The sequence below is a fragment of the Cedecea sp. Ae19-4 genome, from assembly GCF_059801165.1.
Window position 1 is genome coordinate 52,548 of sequence record NZ_JBCHWG010000003.1, and the last position, 17,430, is coordinate 69,977.

General features: G+C 56.6%; 13 protein-coding genes. 5 read left to right on the forward strand and 8 right to left on the reverse strand.

Features of this window, described 5'->3' with window-relative positions; translation table 11 throughout:
• Nucleotide 1: 1 nt before the first annotated feature.
• The 3 genes from AAIE02_RS18195 to AAIE02_RS18205 are packed head-to-tail and all read left to right on the forward strand — an operon-like array spanning nucleotide 2 to nucleotide 3,205.
• Nucleotides 2-955: an ABC transporter permease gene (locus AAIE02_RS18195; RefSeq protein WP_166990433.1), complete on the forward strand. Its 954-nt coding sequence runs from the start codon at nucleotides 2-4 to the stop codon at nucleotides 953-955.
• A 16-nt stretch (nucleotides 956-971) separates the two neighbouring features.
• The gene (locus AAIE02_RS18200) at nucleotides 972-2,609 is read left to right on the forward strand and encodes an FGGY-family carbohydrate kinase (RefSeq protein WP_498533006.1); all 1,638 of its coding nucleotides are present in this window, start codon (nucleotides 972-974) and stop codon (nucleotides 2,607-2,609) included.
• A complete protein-coding gene (locus AAIE02_RS18205; protein WP_498533007.1) occupies nucleotides 2,606-3,205 on the forward strand; it encodes an SIS domain-containing protein in 600 nt (199 codons plus the stop codon). Before AAIE02_RS18200 ends, AAIE02_RS18205 begins: the two co-directional genes overlap by 4 nt.
• Before the next feature lie 45 nt (nucleotides 3,206-3,250).
• Here the strand turns inward: AAIE02_RS18205 and glyA are convergent, their stop codons facing one another.
• Nucleotides 3,251-4,504, reverse strand: coding sequence for a serine hydroxymethyltransferase (glyA, locus tag AAIE02_RS18210; RefSeq protein WP_008459452.1), 1,254 nt, complete (start codon nucleotides 4,502-4,504; stop codon nucleotides 3,251-3,253).
• A gap of 328 nt (nucleotides 4,505-4,832) precedes the next feature.
• On the opposite strand from glyA, the gene hmpA reads away from it, so the two are divergent.
• Complete coding sequence (hmpA, locus tag AAIE02_RS18215; RefSeq protein WP_498533008.1) at nucleotides 4,833-6,023, forward strand: NO-inducible flavohemoprotein; 1,191 nt, start codon at nucleotides 4,833-4,835, stop codon at nucleotides 6,021-6,023.
• 49 nt (nucleotides 6,024-6,072) lie between these two features.
• On the opposite strand, the gene glnB is transcribed toward hmpA, so the two are convergent.
• The 5 genes from glnB to purL all read right to left on the reverse strand — a co-directional run bounded on the left by glnB (nucleotide 6,073) and on the right by purL (nucleotide 14,491).
• A complete protein-coding gene (gene glnB / locus AAIE02_RS18220; protein ID WP_002438074.1) occupies nucleotides 6,073-6,411 on the reverse strand; it encodes a nitrogen regulatory protein P-II in 339 nt (112 codons plus the stop codon).
• A gap of 66 nt (nucleotides 6,412-6,477) precedes the next feature.
• Nucleotides 6,478-7,815, reverse strand: a complete 1,338-nt coding sequence (gene glrR, locus AAIE02_RS18225) for a two-component system response regulator GlrR (RefSeq protein ID WP_008459460.1) — start codon at nucleotides 7,813-7,815, stop codon at nucleotides 6,478-6,480.
• Nucleotides 7,812-8,561 carry a two-component system QseEF-associated lipoprotein QseG gene (gene qseG, locus AAIE02_RS18230; RefSeq protein ID WP_442892766.1) on the reverse strand — a complete coding sequence of 250 codons (750 nt, stop codon included), beginning with the start codon at nucleotides 8,559-8,561 and terminating at the stop codon, nucleotides 7,812-7,814. Before qseG ends, glrR begins: the two co-directional genes overlap by 4 nt.
• Before the next feature lie 4 nt (nucleotides 8,562-8,565).
• Nucleotides 8,566-10,002, reverse strand: coding sequence for a sensor histidine kinase (locus tag AAIE02_RS18235; RefSeq protein ID WP_442892321.1), 1,437 nt, complete (start codon nucleotides 10,000-10,002; stop codon nucleotides 8,566-8,568).
• 601 nt (nucleotides 10,003-10,603) lie between these two features.
• On the reverse strand, nucleotides 10,604-14,491 hold the full coding sequence (gene purL / locus AAIE02_RS18240; protein ID WP_498533009.1) for a phosphoribosylformylglycinamidine synthase: 3,888 nt from the start codon (nucleotides 14,489-14,491) through the stop codon (nucleotides 10,604-10,606).
• A 248-nt stretch (nucleotides 14,492-14,739) separates the two neighbouring features.
• Between purL and mltF the strand changes: the two genes are divergently transcribed.
• Nucleotides 14,740-16,290, forward strand: a complete 1,551-nt coding sequence (mltF, locus tag AAIE02_RS18245; protein WP_498533010.1) for a membrane-bound lytic murein transglycosylase MltF — start codon at nucleotides 14,740-14,742, stop codon at nucleotides 16,288-16,290.
• Here mltF and tadA read toward each other — a convergent pair.
• Together tadA and yfhb are read right to left on the reverse strand one after the other, a co-directional pair.
• Entirely contained in the window at nucleotides 16,181-16,651 is a 471-nt protein-coding gene (tadA, locus tag AAIE02_RS18250; protein ID WP_442892767.1) for a tRNA adenosine(34) deaminase TadA, read from the reverse strand. The two genes, mltF and tadA, sit on opposite strands and share 110 nt — an antisense overlap.
• Nucleotides 16,652-16,747: 96 nt before the next feature.
• On the reverse strand, nucleotides 16,748-17,386 hold the full coding sequence (gene yfhb, locus AAIE02_RS18255) for a phosphatidylglycerophosphatase C (protein ID WP_498533011.1): 639 nt from the start codon (nucleotides 17,384-17,386) through the stop codon (nucleotides 16,748-16,750).
• Between the last annotated feature and the right edge of the window lie 44 nt (nucleotides 17,387-17,430).

Here is a 17,430-nt window from a genome sequence, read left to right on the forward strand (position 1 = left end):
GATGAAAACCTTCGCCAGATTTTTACCCGGTGACGCCATCATCCGGCTGCAGTGCGTGATTATTGTGGTGGTTGCCGTGGCGTTTTCGCTGCTGCTGGGCGGGCGCTTCTTTAGCCTCGCCAACTTCCAGTCCATCGGCTCTCAGTTGCCTATTCTTGGCATGCTGGCGCTGGGTATGGGAATGACAATGCTGACCGGCGGGATCAACCTGTCGATTATTGCCGGGGCGAACGCCTGTTCGCTGGTGATGGCGGCCATTATCGTCAGCCACCCGGATAACCCGCTGTTCTTTGCGCTGGCGCTGCTGGCGGGTATTGCCGTGGCGGTGGCTATCGGCACGCTAAACGGCGCGCTGGTCGCCTGGGTCGGTGTTTCGCCTATTCTGGCTACGCTCGGCACCATGACGCTGATTTCCGGCCTCAATATTTTGCTGTCTAACGGTACGGTGATTTCCGGCTTCCCGGCGGCAATTCAGTACCTGGGTAACGCCACGCTGCTCGGCATTCCGGTCGCGCTGCTGCTGTTCCTGCTGGTTGCCGTCCTACTCTGGGTATTGCTGGAGCACACCACGCTGGGGCGCAGCCTTTATCTGGTCGGCTCCAACGAACAGGCCACGCGCTTCAGCGGCGTTAACACCGTGCGGGTGCAGATATCGGTGTACGTGATTTCCGCGCTGCTCGGCTGGGTGGCCGCCATTCTGATGATGGCCAAGTTCAACTCCGCCAAAGCCGGGTACGGTGAGTCTTATCTGCTGGTCACCATCCTTGCTTCTGTGCTGGGCGGCATAAACCCGGACGGCGGCTTTGGCCGCATTATCGGCCTGGTGCTGGCGCTCATTGTGCTGCAAATGCTGGAAAGCGGCTTTAATTTGCTGGGGATCAGCAGCTATTTGACCATGGCGCTCTGGGGCGCGGTGCTGATCCTCTTTATCGCATTACAGAATCGTAAAGCCTGAGTTCAGGAGAATCATTATGGCGAGTTACTTCATTGGGGTGGATGTAGGGACGGGAAGCGCCCGCGCGGGCGTCTTTGACCTGAATGGCAGAATGGTAGGCGAGGCAAGCCGGGCGATTGAGATTTACCGCCCACAGGTGGACTTCGTTGAGCAATCCTCGGACAATATCTGGCAGGCGGTTTGCAACGCGGTGCGGGATGCGGTTAACCAGGCCGACATTAATCCGATTCAGGTAAAAGGGCTGGGATTCGACGCCACCTGTTCCCTGGTGGTACTGGATAAAGAAGGTAAGCCGCTGACCATCAGCCCTTCAGGGCGCAGCGAACAGAACATCATTGTGTGGATGGATCACCGCGCCATTACCCAGGCCGACAGAATTAATGCCCTGCACCACCGCGTGCTGGACTACGTGGGCGGGATTATTTCCCCGGAAATGCAAACGCCAAAATTGCTCTGGCTTAAACAGCACATGCCGAATACCTGGTCTAATGCCGGTTACTATTTTGACCTCCCGGACTTCCTGACCTGGCGCGCCACCGGGGATGATACCCGCTCGCTCTGCTCCACCGTCTGCAAATGGACCTACATGGGCCACGAAGACAAATGGGACAGCAGCTACTTCCGCCAGATTGGGCTGGAAGATCTGCTGGAGCACGATGCGGAAAAAATTGGCCGCTATGTAAAAACCATGGGGGAGCCACTGGGCCACGGCCTGACGCAGTGCGCCGCAAGCGAGATGGGGCTGATTGCCGGCACCGCCGTCAGCGTCTCGATTATTGACGCCCATGCCGGCACGCTCGGGACGCTCGGCGCCTGCGGCGTTTCGGGCGAAGTGGCAGACTTCGACCGCCGCGTGGCGCTCATCGGCGGCACCTCTACCGGGCATATGGCCATTTCAAAAGAAGCTCGTTTTATTAATGGCGTTTGGGGGCCTTACTACTCCGCCGTGCTGCCGGGCTACTGGCTCAACGAAGGCGGCCAGTCGGCCACCGGAGCGCTTATCGACCATATTATTCAGTCTCATCCGTGCTATGAGACGCTGCTTGCCCAGGCGAAGACTCAGGGGCAAACCATTTACGAACTGCTGAACGCTCTGCTGCGTAAAATGGCCGGGGAGCCGGAAAACATCGCCTTCTTAACGAAGGATATGCACATCCTGCCCTACTTCCACGGCAACCGTTCGCCGCGCGCCAACCCGACGCTAACCGGCGTTATCAGCGGGCTGAAGCTTTCCCGCACGCCGGAAGATATGGCGCTGCAGTACCTGGCGACGATTCAGGCTATCGCACTCGGTACCCGCCATATTATCGAAACCATGAACCACAGCGGCTACACCATCGACACCATCATGGCGAGCGGTGGCGGCACTAAAAACCCTATCTTCGTTCAGGAGCACGCCAACGCCACAGGCTGCGCGATGTTGTTGCCGGAAGAGAGTGAGGCGATGCTGCTGGGCAGCGCGATGATGGGCACGGTGGCGGCGGGCGTGTTTGATTCCTTCCCGGAAGCGATGTCGGTCATGAGCCGCATCGGCAAAACGGTCACACCGCAGACTAACCGCATCAAACAGTATTACGACCGGAAATACAAAGTGTTCCATGAGATGTACCTCGACCACATGAAATACCGCCAGCTGATGCAGGAGGAAGCATGAGCGCCTCCTGGCAACAGGCCGTAAACGCATGGGAAACCTGCAGTCGCGAACTTGCGGCGCTGGAACAGCACTTGAGCGAGCCGCTGTGGCTCGCCTTGCTGGCCGAACTGAGAAACTGTAAAGGCAAGATTGTGGTCACCGGCGTCGGTACTTCGGGCATCGCCGCGAGGAAAATTGCCCATATGCTGGCCTGCGTCGAACACCCGGCCATTTACCTCAGCGCGACGGATGCGGCGCATGGTGATCTAGGGTTCCTCCGTGCGGACGATCTGATGATCATGCTTTCCCGGGGCGGGAATTCCGACGAGCTGACGCGGCTGCTGCCGGGCCTGGCGGCGAGAAACGTCCCGCTCATTAGCGTCACCGAGAACCCGGATTCGGCCATAGCCCAGGCAGCAAGGCTGGTGATTTCTACCGGTGTGAAACAGGAAATGGATCCGCTGAATATGCTGGCGACCACGTCGATAATTCTGGCGCTGGCGATTTTTGATGCCGCCTGCGCCTGCCTGATGAGCGAGAGCGGGTATTCGAAGGAGACGCTGCTCGCCGTTCATCCCGGCGGGGATGTCGGGCTGACGCTAAGCCAGAAGCAATAAAAAAAGGCTCCCGATTGGGAGCCTTTCAACTTTTCAGCTTAACGATTATGCGTAAACCGGGAAGCGGGCACAGATATCCAGCACTTTACCTTTGACGCGCTCGATAACCGCTTCGTCATTGATGTTGTCCAGAACGTCACACATCCAGCCAGCCAGCTCTTTCACTTCCGCTTCTTTAAAGCCGCGGCGAGTAACAGCCGGAGAACCGATACGGATACCGGAGGTCACGAACGGGCTCTTCGGATCGTTCGGTACACTGTTTTTGTTCACGGTGATGTTAGCGCGGCCCAGGGCAGCGTCAGCTTCTTTACCGGTCAGATTTTTATTAACCAGATCCAGCAAGAACAGGTGGTTTTCAGTCCCGCCGGAAACCACTTTGTAGCCACGGTTCAGGAACACTTCCACCATCGCTTTGGCATTTTTCGCAACCTGCTGCTGGTAAACCTTGAACTCAGGCTCCATCGCTTCTTTCAGCGCCACAGCCTTGGCCGCGATAACGTGCATCAGCGGGCCGCCCTGCGCGCTTGGGAATACGGCAGAGTTCAGTTTCTTGTAGAGATCTTCGTCGCCGCCCTTCGCCAGGATCAGGCCACCGCGTGGACCCGCCAGGGTTTTGTGGGTGGTGGTGGTGACAACGTGCGCGTGTGGCACCGGGTTCGGGTAAACGTCTGCGGCAATCAGGCCCGCAACGTGCGCCATGTCAACGAACAGGTAAGCGCCGATGCTGTCTGCGATTTCGCGCATCTTAGCCCAGTCAACCACGCCGGAGTAGGCAGAGAAGCCGCCGATGATCATCTTCGGCTTGTGCTCTTTAGCCTGCTTCGCCATGTCTTCGTAGTCAATTTTACCTGACTCATCAATACCGTAAGGAATGATGTTGTACAGCTTACCGGAGAAGTTAACCGGGGAGCCGTGAGTCAGGTGACCGCCCTGCGCCAGGTTCATGCCCAGCACGGTATCGCCCGGCTGCAGCAGCGCGGTGTATACCGCAAAGTTAGCCTGGGAACCGGAGTGTGGCTGCACGTTCGCATAGTCTGCGCCAAACAGCTCTTTTGCACGGTCGATAGCCAGCTGCTCGACGATGTCGACGTACTCGCAACCGCCGTAGTAGCGCTTGCCTGGGTAACCTTCAGCATATTTGTTTGTCAGCTGAGAACCCTGAGCCTGCATCACGCGCGGGCTGGTGTAGTTTTCGGAGGCGATCAGTTCAATGTGCTCTTCCTGACGTACTTTCTCTTGCTCCATGGCCTGCCACAGTTCGGCATCATAATCGGCAATGTTCATTTCACGCTTTAACATTCGCATCTCCTGACTCAGCTAACGGTAAAAATTTTACTGCAATGAGGGGGCCCATTTGGGCGACGGGCAACAGTGTAAACCGAAACCCTTTCGGGTGATAGGGCTTGACAGAGGTTTTTACGCAAACGATTACCCAGGCATGAAATAAGGCTTCAACGCAATAAACCCTGCATCTCTTTGCCGGATATTTCTTCATCAATACTATGCGTATTTTTCACGTTCTGTGAGCTCAGTCGTTAACAACGATAACCCATTTACAACATAAGGCCATTTCTATAAGATGCATTTAAAATGCAATTTATACACTACGCTGTTTATGGAGACCGCCATGCTAGACGCACAAACCATCGCCGTTGTTAAGTCGACCATCCCTCTGCTGGCCGCGACCGGGCCTAAACTTACCGCCCACTTTTATGAGCGCATGTTCAGCCACAACCCTGAGCTGAAAGAGATCTTTAACATGAGCAACCAGCGCAACGGTGACCAGCGTGAAGCGCTGTTCAACGCCATTTGCGCCTATGCTTCCAACATCGAAAATCTGGCCGCCCTGCTGCCCGCGGTAGAGAAAATCGCCCAGAAACACACTACCTTCCAGATTAAACCGGAGCAGTACAACATTGTGGGCGGCCATCTGCTGGCCACGTTAGACGAGCTGTTCAGCCCGAGGCAGGAAGTGCTGGACGCATGGGGAAAAGCCTACGGCGTTCTGGCGCAGGTCTTTATTAACCGTGAATCAGAAATTTACCAGGATAACGCCGCTAAGCAGGGTGGCTGGGAAGGCACGCGTCCCTTCACTATCGTAGAGAAAAAAGAGCAAAGCTCACTGATCACCAGCTTCGAACTTGCCCCGTTAGACGGCGGCCCGGTGGCAGGTTATCAGCCGGGGCAATACCTCGGCGTCTGGCTGAAACCTGTTGGTTTCCCGCATCAGGAAATTCGTCAGTACTCTTTGACCCGCCAGCCGAACGGGAAAAGTTATCGCATTGCCGTGAAGCGTGAAGAGAAAGGTATGGTCTCAAACTGGCTGCACAATCATGCTCAGGCGGGGGATCGGGTGCATCTGGCTTCACCGGCAGGCGACTTCTTTATGGACGTAAAATCGAACACGCCGGTAACGCTGATTTCCGCAGGCGTCGGCCAGACGCCGATGCTCTCGATGCTGGACACGCTGGCGAACGGTGGCCATCAGGCACAGGTCAACTGGCTGCACGCCGCCGAGCACGGGGATGTGCATGCGTTTAGCGAAGAAGTGGCAGGGCTTGGCGCTCAGTTGCCGAAATTTGAAAGCCACGTCTGGTACCGTGAACCCTCCGCAGAGGATCGTGCTCAGGCGCGCTTTGACCGTGAAGGACTGATGAATCTGCTGGAAATCGAAGGGAAGTTAAGCGATCCGGCGATGCAGTTCTATCTCTGCGGCCCGATCAACTTTATGCGTTTTGCGGCGGAACAGCTGGTGAAGATTGGCGTGAATAAAGACAGCATTCACTATGAGTGCTTTGGCCCGCACAAGGTGATGTAGTTTAGTAAGACTGCCCCTCGCCCTTCCAGGGTGAGGGGCAAAATCTAAATCAAATCGCCGCGTCGTCTTCTTCGCCGGTACGAATACGCACCACGCGCGCCACATCAAACACGAAAATCTTACCGTCACCGATCTTGCCGGTCTGGGCCGTGCGGATAATGGTGTCCACGCAGGTATCAACGATATCGTCGGTCACCACAATTTCAATTTTTACTTTTGGCAGAAAGTCCACCATGTATTCGGCACCGCGGTACAGCTCGGTATGCCCTTTCTGACGGCCAAAACCTTTGACTTCCGTCACCGTCATGCCGGTAATGCCCACTTCAGCCAGCGCTTCGCGCACATCATCCAGTTTGAAAGGTTTAATAATCGCATCAATTTTTTTCATGGTATTACCGGTGTCCCCGCGCGGCGTTTTGTACTGTTAGTAATCGGTTGCTCACACTACCACAGCCTACTCTTTAAAGTCATTGGCCTCGAGTTCATGCCTGGCCAGTAATTTATAGAATTCGGTTCGGTTACGCCCCGCCATGCGTGCGGCATGGGTGACATTTCCTTTGGTAATTTGCAGCAGCTTACGCAGATAGTTTAGTTCGAACTGGTTACGGGCTTCGACAAATGTCGGCAAGGCGGTGTTTTCGCCTTCCAGCGCCTGCTCCACCAGCGCTTCGCCAATCACCGGGGCTGAGGTCAGCGCCACGCACTGCTCAATCACGTTCACTAGCTGACGTACGTTACCCGGCCAGCTTGCGGTCATCAACCGCTTCATGGCGTCGGTGGAGAAACTCCGAACGAAAGGTTTATGCCTGTCGGCGGACTGGCGTAACAAATGATTCGCCAGCAGCGGAATATCTTCGGCACGTTCATGCAACGCAGGAATTTTCAGGTTCACAACGTTGAGGCGGTAGAAGAGGTCTTCACGAAACTCCCCGCGCTCCATGGCTTTCGGCAAGTCCCGGTGCGTGGCGGAGATAATCCGCACGTCGATGTCCAGATCGCGGTTGCTGCCCAACGGGCGAACTTTTCGCTCCTGCAAAACGCGCAGCAGCTTAACCTGCAGCGGGATAGGCATATCGCCGATCTCATCCAGAAATAGCGTTCCACCTTCTGCCGCCTGGAACAGGCCTTCGCGGCTGCTCACCGCCCCGGTAAAGGCTCCGCGAGCGTGGCCGAACAGCTCTGACTCAAGCAACTGTTCAGGCAGCGCGCCACAGTTAATCGCAATAAACGCTTTTTTGCTGCGCGGGCTGGCGTTGTGTATCGCCTGGGCCAGAATCTCTTTCCCGGTGCCGCTTTGGCCGTTAATCAACACGCTGACGTCCGACTGCGCCACCATGCGCGCCTGCTCGAGTAAACGCTGCATAATCGGGCTGCGGGTCACAATGGTGTCGCGCCACATGTCATCGCCAGCGATGACGGTATGCTCAAGCGCGTTGTCGATGGCCTGATAAAGTGCGTCTCTGTCCACCGGTTTGGTGAGGAAGCTGAATACACCCTGCTGGGTCGCCGCCACCGCGTCAGGAATTGAACCGTGCGCAGTCAGGATGATCACCGGCATCCCCGGCTGGCCTTTTTGGATCTCCGCGAACAGCGCCATGCCGTCCATTTCGTCCATCCTGAGATCGCTTATCACCAGGTCGATTTTTTCCCGTGCCAGGACTTTCAGCCCCTCAGCCCCGCTTTCAGCCGTGGTGACCGTATAGCCCTCGCTCGACAGGCGCATTCCCAGCAGCTTTAACAGGCCAGGATCATCATCCACTAATAGTAAGCGCGCAGGTTTCCTTTGCGTCATGGTTTTGCCTCCGGCTGCGATTTGTTTGAAGCGCCGCTATCGTCGTCGTCATTGTCATCCGTGCTGTGCGTGCCGGGCACCAGATTGCTTCCCGGCTTGCGGCTGGAAAGCTGACGCTCAATGTCGGTCAGATTTTCCAGCTTGCGCGTAGTGAGATCGAGCTGGCTGCGAAGGCGCTGCTGCTGCTCTCGCAGCGTATCCAGCTCGCCGTCGGTTGACTGCTGCAGCTTGCTGTAGCGCGTGCGCTCATCCGAGAGTTTAAGCTGAGACTGTTGCCCGTCGCGCCAAATCTCAAACAGAGAACGTACCTGCACAGGCACTTCGCTGGTCATGGTCTCGAGCTGGGTCATGAAGCGGCGGCGCTCGGTCGGGGTAATTTTAGCCGTAGACAGCAAAATGCCGCGCTTAAACGTGTCCTGCCAGGTTTCCGCTGGCCACTGGCGGGCTTCCGCGCGGGCTTCTGCCGGTGACAGGCGCTGGGCGCAATCCATACCGCGAAGCCAGTAAAGCGGGTTACTGCTGACGTCATGCCCCGTGAGATCCCATATTTCGGTGCAGTCCGTGGACAGGTAATCAGGGATTTGTTGTTCTGGAATATGCGGTTTGTGGGCCTCATCCAGGCTGCTGGACACCCTTGCGGGGGCGCAGCCTGTCAACAGCGTCGCGCCAACCAGCGCCCCAGATACCCAGCAAATCAGGCGAGTCAAAGACCCGCGGCGCGGTTCACGCAATAAAAGTACTTTCATCGTTTTAATCATTCTCAGGGAAAACCGGTAATTCGATACGGAAGCACACTTCCGCGCTGTTAGCGTTGATCAGGCTAAGTTTTCCGTGCATACGTCGAATGCAATCCCTGGCGATACTTAACCCCAGCCCACTTCCCTTTACGGAGCCCTTCCGCTGGTGGCTACCCTGGAAGAAAGGCTCAAAAATCATCTCTTGTTCCGTGGCCGGAATCGGCTCGCCGGTATTCGCGACCTCAATGTACAGTATCGCGCCCACCTGCAAACTCCGGAGATAAATGGTACCGGATTCACTGCCATAGTGCACCGCATTGGAGTAGAGATTATCCAGTACGCTCATCAGCAGCGTCGCCTCAGCGAGGCAGGCTTTTGGGCTCAATTGAATGTCGGTATGCATCATTTTAGCCCTCGCCGGCAGACTGTGGGCAGAGATAACCATCTCGACAATCGGGGCCAGTTCGACCCTTTCCAGCGTTACCGTTCCGTCCGCCAGCTTGCGGTTATAGTCCAGCAGTTGTTCAATCAGCTTTTGCAGGTGGCGGCTGCTGTTGTCCAGAATAGCGACGACCTCTTTTTGGTCGGCATTGAGCGGCCCGGCAACCTGGTCAGCAAGCAGTTCGGTCCCCTCTCTCATACTGGCGAGCGGCGTTTTTAATTCATGGGAAAGATGGCGGAGGAACTCGTGGCGCTGGGATTCAAGCCAGGACAGGCGTTCGCTTAACCAGACAATGCGCTGCCCAACGGAACGCAGCTCACGCGGCCCTTTAAAGACCTCGCTGTTGCCGAGCGAACGCCCTTCCCCCAGCCGGTTAATCATCCGTTCGATGCCTTTAACCGGGCCGATAATCATGCGGGTGAAGATGATGACCAGCCCCAGGCTGAGCAGAAACAGTACCAAGGCCTGCCAGCCGAAGAACTGGCCTCGCTCAGCAATTTCCTGCTGCAGCTGCTGTCCACGAGAGAACACCACCGCCCGCGTGGCCTGCACCATTTCTGCATTGGTTGAGGCGAATTGTTCCAGTTGGTTTGCCGCAGGCGCTTCCGGCCCGCTGTTTTTACATTTGAGTTCAGCCAGATCGCTCAAAGACTGGCTGAGCGATTGATAGAGTTTCGGATCGGGTAATACGGAGGCGTGGGCTTCAAGCATTTGAGCATAGCGCTGACGCTGCCCCTGATACAGCTGGGCAAGGCGTGAGTCATCGAGCACGCAATATTGACGGTAGCTCCGCTCCATTTCCAGCGCGACATTAGTCATCGCTTCACTGCGGCGGGCATCGGTCAACGTGGTGCGGTTGGTCAACGCGGCCTGAGCGCTCAGGGCGTTAAGGCTTTGCCACGCCTGCCACGCAAGCACCAGCAGCGGTACGAGCACCAATAAAAAGGCCATCATGACAAGCTGGCGCAAAGATCGAGGGAAAAAATGCCACTGGTTCAATAGCTTCATCTCACATTACCTGTATGACACGATGCTAGCCGCGATTGCGCGTGGTGGAAAGGTGCGATTCCCGGAAACAACAAAGGCAGGGTCAAAAACCCTGCCTTTGTTTAGGAATTAGGCGGCGCCTTACTCAACGTTTCGCCCGGAGCATGATAAGCCGAAAGGCATTTATCAAAAATCGGACGGCAGGCACCTTTTTGTGCGTCATTCGGCGGTTTATGTAGTCTGTCTGAAAAGACGCTGACATAAGAGATTGAATGAGCCACTGAGCGTTATTAAGCAGATATCATGCCAACTTTACAAGTTTAAATTTAACTCATTGTTTTAAATATGGTTATGAAGGAATGCAGGAGGATATATCGTGCGTATTTTTTGTTCTCTATGTCGCCATTTCACAACACTCTTTAACCCGCTCAATCACATCATTAAAAATCAATGAGTTAAATGTCTCTTTTTGACGACACTATAAAAGCGAAGGTGTCGGGGTTTAGTGACAAAAAAAGCCCCTCACCCTGGCCCTCTCCCCAAAGGGGAGAGGGAACTGGATCGGAGCCTGTTTGCTGTTTTCTCCCTCTCCCTTTTAGGGAGAGGGTCGGGGTGAGGGTAATCAGCCCAGTTGCTTACGCGCGTTGCGGAAAATACGCATCCACGGGCTGTCTTCACCCCACTCTGCCGGGTGCCAGGAATTACTTACGGTGCGGAACACGCGCTCAGGGTGCGGCATCATGATGGTCACGCGCCCGCTTTCGTTGCTCACCGCAGTGATGCCGTTCGGCGAACCGTTCGGGTTAGCCGGGTAGGTCTCGGTCACGTTCGCGAAGTTATCCACGAAGCGCAGCGCCACCAGCCCTTTGCTTTCAAGCGCGGCGAGATGAGCGGCATCACGCACTTCCACACGACCTTCGCCGTGAGAAACCGCGATAGGCATATGGGAACCGGCCATGCCCTGCAACAGCAGCGACGGGCTGGAGGTCACCTCAACCAGGCTGAAGCGCGCTTCAAATCGATCGGACTGGTTACGCACGAAGCGCGGCCACAAATCACTGCCTGGGATCAGCTCACGCAGGTTAGACATCATCTGGCAGCCATTACAAACGCCAAGCGCCAACGTTTCCGGGCGATGGAAGAAGGTTTCAAACTCATCGCGCACGCGAGCGTTGAACAGGATGGACTTCGCCCAACCTTCACCCGCGCCCAGCACGTCACCATAAGAGAAGCCGCCGCACGCCACCAGCGTATGGAAGCTTTCCAGCCCGGTACGGCCCGCCAGCAGGTCGCTCATATGCACGTCGATGGCGTCAAAGCCCGCACGGTGGAAGGCGGCCGCCATCTCAACGTGGGAGTTAACGCCCTGCTCACGCAGGATGGCCACTTTAGGACGAGCGCCCGTCGCGATAAACGGCGCAGCAATATCTTCTTTGATATCGAAGCTCAGCTTCACGTTCAGGCCAGGATCGTTATCGTTCGCCTTGGCGTTGTGCTCTTCATCCGCGCAGTCTGGATTGTCACGCAGACGCTGCATCTGCCAGGTGGTTTCTGCCCACCACATACGCAGCGTGGTGCGGCTTTCGCTGAACACAGCGTGCCCGTCAGCGCTAATAGTGAAGCGGTCGCCTTCGACAGCTTTACCGAGGTAATGCACGCAGTCAGCCAGGCCATGCTTAGCCAGCAGCGCCTCAACGGCTGCGCGCTCCTCAGCGCGAACCTGGATCACGCCGCCCAGCTCTTCGTTAAACAATGCAGCAAGGCGATCGTTACCGAGACCGGCGATATCAACCTCAACGCCGCAGTGGCCGGTAAAGGCCATTTCCGCCAGCGTCACCAGCAGCCCACCGTCGGAACGGTCGTGCCAGGCCAGCAGTTTGCGATCCGCCACCAGTGTCTGCATTGCGTCCCAGAAACCTTTCAGTTGCTCAACGCTACGAACGTCCGCAGGCTTATCGCCCAGTTGACGGTAAACCTGGGACAGCGCGGTCGCGCCCAGCGCGTTATGGCCTTTGCCTAAATCGATCAGCAGCAGGGCGTTGTCTTCGGTGCTCAGCTGTGGCGTCACGGTGCCGCGCACGTCTTCCACGCGGGCAAACGCGGTGATCACCAGCGACAACGGAGAGGTCATCTCGCGCTGCTCGTTACCTTCCTGCCAGCGGGTTTTCATCGACATGGAGTCTTTACCCACCGGGATGGTGATCCCGAGAGCCGGGCAAAGTTCTTCGCCAACGGCCTTCACCGCTTCATACAGGCCGGCATCTTCGCCAGGGTGACCGGCTGCGGCCATCCAGTTTGCGGAGAGTTTAATGCGCTTCAGGGAGCCAATTTTGGTCGCGGCGATGTTCGTTAAGGCTTCGCCCACGGCCAGACGACCGGATGCCGCGAAGTCCAGCAGGGCCACCGGCGCACGTTCACCGATAGACATCGCTTCGCCGTAGTAGCTGTCCAGGCTGGCGGTAGTCACCGCGCAGTTGGCGACTGGGATCTGCCACGGGCCAACCATCTGATCGCGGGACACCATGCCGGTTACCGTGCGGTCACCGATGGTCACGAGGAAGGTTTTTTCAGCCACGGTCGGCAAGTGCAGAACGCGCTTCACCGCATCGGCAATAGAAATTTCGCTGCTGTTGAAGGCATCGCCTTTGGCTTTCAGCGTCTCAACGTTACGCTCCATCTTCGGCGTTTTGCCCAGCAGCACGTCCAGCGGCATGTCGATAGGCTGGTTATCAAAGTGGCTGTCGTTGAGCGTCAGGTGCTGTTCGGTGGTGGCTTCACCAATCACCGCATACGGCGCGCGCTCGCGGCGGCAAAGTTCATCAAACAGCGGCAACTGCTCTGGCGCAACGGCCAGCACATAGCGCTCCTGAGATTCGTTACACCAGACTTCGAGCGGACTCATGCCCGGTTCGTCGTTAAGAATATCGCGCAGCTCGAAGCGGCCACCGCGTCCGCCATCGCTGACCAGCTCAGGCATGGCGTTAGACAGGCCACCCGCGCCAACATCGTGGATAAACAGGATTGGGTTGTCGTCGCCCATCTGCCAGCAGCGGTCGATCACTTCCTGGCAGCGGCGCTCCATTTCAGGGTTGTCGCGCTGCACGGAAGCAAAATCTAAATCCGCATCGGACTGGCCGGAAGCCATTGACGAAGCCGCCCCGCCGCCCAGGCCGATGTTCATTGCCGGGCCGCCCAGCACAATCAGCTTCGCGCCAGGGGTGATTTCGCCCTTCTGGACGTGGTCGGCGCGGATGTTGCCGATCCCGCCCGCAAGCATGATAGGTTTGTGGTAACCGCGCAGCTCCACGCCGTTGTGGCTGTTCACCTGCTCTTCATAGGTACGGAAGTAGCCGGTCAGCGCCGGACGGCCAAATTCGTTGTTAAACGCCGCCCCACCCAGAGGGCCTTCGGTCATGATATCCAGCGCGGTAACGATGCGGTCTGGCTTGCCGAAATCCTGCTCCCACGGCTGTTCAAAGCCCGGAATACGCAGGTTAGACACGGAGAAGCCCACCAGGCCTGCTTTTGGCTTCGCGCCACGCCCGGTAGCGCCTTCGTCGCGGATTTCACCGCCTGAGCCGGTTGCCGCGCCCGGCCACGGAGAGATAGCGGTAGGGTGGTTGTGGGTTTCAACCTTCATCAGGATATGCGCGTCTTCCTGGTGGAAGTCATAGCGCCCTGCTTCACGGTCGGCGAAGAAGCGGCCGACGGCGGAACCTTCCATCACCGCCGCGTTGTCTTTATAGGCAGACAGCACGTAATCCGGCGTTTTCTCGAAGGTGTTTTTGATCATTTTGAACAGCGACTTCGGCTGCTTCTGCCCGTCAATAATCCAGTCGGCGTTAAAGATCTTATGGCGGCAGTGCTCGGAGTTCGCCTGAGCAAACATATACAGTTCAATGTCGTTCGGGTTGCGGCCAAGCTTGTTGAACGCATCCTGCAGGTAGTCGATTTCGTCTTCCGCCAGCGCGAGGCCAAGGCGAATGTTCGCTTCCACCAGCGCATCGCGCCCTTTCCCGAGCAGATCAACGCTCTGCACAGGGGCCGGCTGCTGCTGGGTAAACAGCTGCTGTGCATCGTTCAGAGAGGTAAACACGCTCTCCATCATGCGGTCGTGCAGCAGAGCGGCAACGTCCTGCAACTGCTCAGCGGTCAGCGTGCTGCCGGTAACATACCAGGCCACACCGCGCTCAAGGCGTTTAATCTGCGGCAGGTCACAGTTGTGGGCGATATCGGTAGCTTTTGAAGACCAGGGGGAGATGGTGCCAGGGCGCGGAGTCACCAGCAGCAGGGTGCCTTCCGGCGCATGCTCTGCGAGGGTTGGACCATATTTCAACAGCCGCTGCAGGCGGGCAAGCTCGTCAGCGTTCAGCGGCGCCTCAAGGTCGGCAAAATGAACATACTCGGCATAAATATCGCTTACCGGGAGGTGAGCATCGTTGAAACGGGCCAGGAGTTTGTTAATACGAAATGCCGAAAGAGCAGGCGAACCACGCAGAATTTCCATCATTAAAGATCTCTCGTCTTCAGGGCGAAGGGGGGAAAACGGGCGTCATTATAGAGAATCCTCCGCCGCGACGAAACCGTTTGCGTAGAAATAACAGCAGAAGTTTTTATTGCACGAAAAGTAAACGATATATTCTTAAAAGTTGCTTACTGGCGTTTTCTTACGCAAAATGCGCCTCACTCACTCACGGGGTTCAGACAAATCATGGTTATTGTTGGCTAAGGCTCATCCTGCTGCAGAATGTTATCTATTTGAAAAGAATAAAGATTAATTATCTGCTTATCGGTATCGTCACCTTGTTGCTGGCAGTGGCTTTATGGCCCTCCATTCCAGGTTTCAATCAGGCCGAAAACCGTATCGCCGCGATCAAAGCGCGGGGGGTTTTGCGCGTCAGTACCATTTCATCGCCGCTGACCTGGACGATGATTAACGGCAAGGCAACGGGCCTCGATTACGAACTCGCAAAACAGTTTGCAGACTACCTGGGCGTGAAGCTGTTAGTGGTCGTGCGGCCAAACATTAACGCGCTGTTTGATGACCTGGATAACGACAACGCCGACCTGCTCGCCGCCGGCCTGGTGTATAACTCTCGCCGCAGCAGCGACTACCAGGCAGGGCCGACCTATTATTCCGTGTCACAGCAGATGGTCTACCGCGTGGGTAGCCCGCGCCCCAAATCTCTCGGCGGCGTCAAGCCATCGCAGCTGGTGCTTTCTTCGGGCCAGGCAGTGGTAAGCGATCTGCAAAAGCTAAAAGATGCTCAGTACCCCGACCTGAGCTGGAACATCGACGCCAAACAAACCAGCAACCAGCTCTTGCAGCAGGTGGTTGATGGCAATATCGCGTTTACCATCTCGGACTCCATCGCCATCAGCCTTTTCCAACGCGTACACCCTCAGTTGGCCGTAGCCCTGGACGTCACGGATGAACAACCGGTCACCTGGTTCTCTAAACGCGATGGCGATGACAGCATGAGCGCCGCGCTGCTCGATTTCTATAATAAGATCAGCAGCGACGGTACGCTGGCAAGGGTTGAGGAGAAATACCTGGGCCATATTGGCGATTTTGATTACGTCGATACCCGAACCTTCCTGAACGCGGTGGATGCCGTTTTGCCGGAACTCCAGCCGTTGTTTGAAAAGTACTCCGACGATATTGACTGGCCGCTGCTGGCTGCCATTTCCTATCAGGAATCCCACTGGGATACCCACGCGACGTCGCCTACGGGCGTGCGCGGTTTAATGATGCTGACAAAAAATACCGCCCAAAGCCTCGGCATCACCGACAGGCTGGATGCCGAACAAAGCATCAGCGGCGGCAGCCGGTATCTGAAAGATATGATGAGCAAAGTGCCGGCCACGGTACCGGAATACGAGCGTATCTGGTTCGCACTGGCGGCCTATAACATGGGCTATGCGCACATGCTGGATGCCCGTCAGCTAACGGCCAAACAGAAAGGCAACCCGGACAGCTGGGCCGATGTGAAAACACGCCTGCCGTTGCTGAGCCTGAAGCCTTATTACAGCAAAACAACCTATGGATATGCTCGTGGACACGAGGCTTACGCGTATGTAGAAAACATCCGCAAGTATCAGCTAAGTCTGGAAGGGTATTTGCAGGAGAAACAGAAGAAGGCGATCCAGGCTGATAAATTTGCCGAGGCTTACCCTGCGGTTGCCCCGGTGGAGCTGACTAGTCCGTCTTACGGGTCTTTTCCTTTAGGGCCTTTTTCTCCAGGCGACGAGCACGAAAAAAATCGCTCAGCATGGCTGAGCACTCTGTCGCGAGCACCCCTTCACTGACCTGCACCTGATGGTTCATGCCGGGGTGGCCGAGCACGTCCATCAGCGAGCCTATCGCCCCGGTTTTAGCGTCACGCGCCCCAAACACTAAATGGCCAATGCGGCTATGCACCATCGCCCCCGCGCACATGACGCAAGGTTCGAGCGTGACATAGAGCGTGGTATCCAGCAGACGGTAATTTTGCAGTACCAGACCGCCCTGACGCAGCGCCATGATCTCCGCGTGAGCCGTAGGATCGTGGCGACCTATCGGGCGATTCCAGCCTTCACCTATGACCTGATTATTGTGTACCAGCACCGCACCGACGGGCACTTCGCCTTCATCCCATGCTCGTTGAGCGAGGGTCAGGGCGTGGCGCATCCAGTGTTCATGGGTAAATTCTGTGTCTGACACAATGCTCTCCGCGGCAAAAGTGGGCGGCGCATTATACACACCGCTCAACGGATTCAAAACGCCTCACTCAAGCTGCTGCAGTTCCCCCTGAGGCGTAACGCGCCAGCGGTGCTCGCAGAAATAGAGTAAGGGATTATCCTGATGGCTGTCACTGTAGCCGCTGTAAAGCCGCAGCGGCGAGCCAAGATGCTGTTCCAGTTGCACCACTTTCTCATGGCCCAGACAGCGCAGGGTCAATATCCAGCCGCCGTGAGCCCGTGCAATCTGGCTGGCAATCACTTTGACCTCCGGCAGCCACGGCGTATCAAAATAGACTTTTTCCACCAGCGGCTGCGGTGAACCTGTAATCAACCAGACGTCGGCATCCGGGCTGTGCAGATAATCCGTGAGGCGCTGCTGGACGACGGGAAATCCCCTCACCTTCTGCCGGAACCAGGCGACAAACTCGCTTTGTAGCCGCTGAAGCCGGGCCTCGCTGCGCCCAAACGTGATGCCCCATAACAGCAGGCTCATCGGCTGGCGGGCCGCGCTGCCTTTGATCAGCATCATGCCGCCAATCAGCGGCAGCAACATAATAACCAACGGCACGTTCAACGGCAGGCGGCACAGGAGATAAAACAGAAAGCTGCCGAACATGTCCTGCTGATGCAGGGTGCCATCCAGGTCAAAAAAGACGACGCGGCGCGGGTGATGGGGTGTCAATTCAGGCTCCTTTTGGACTCGCGTTCACGAAACAACGCCAGCTA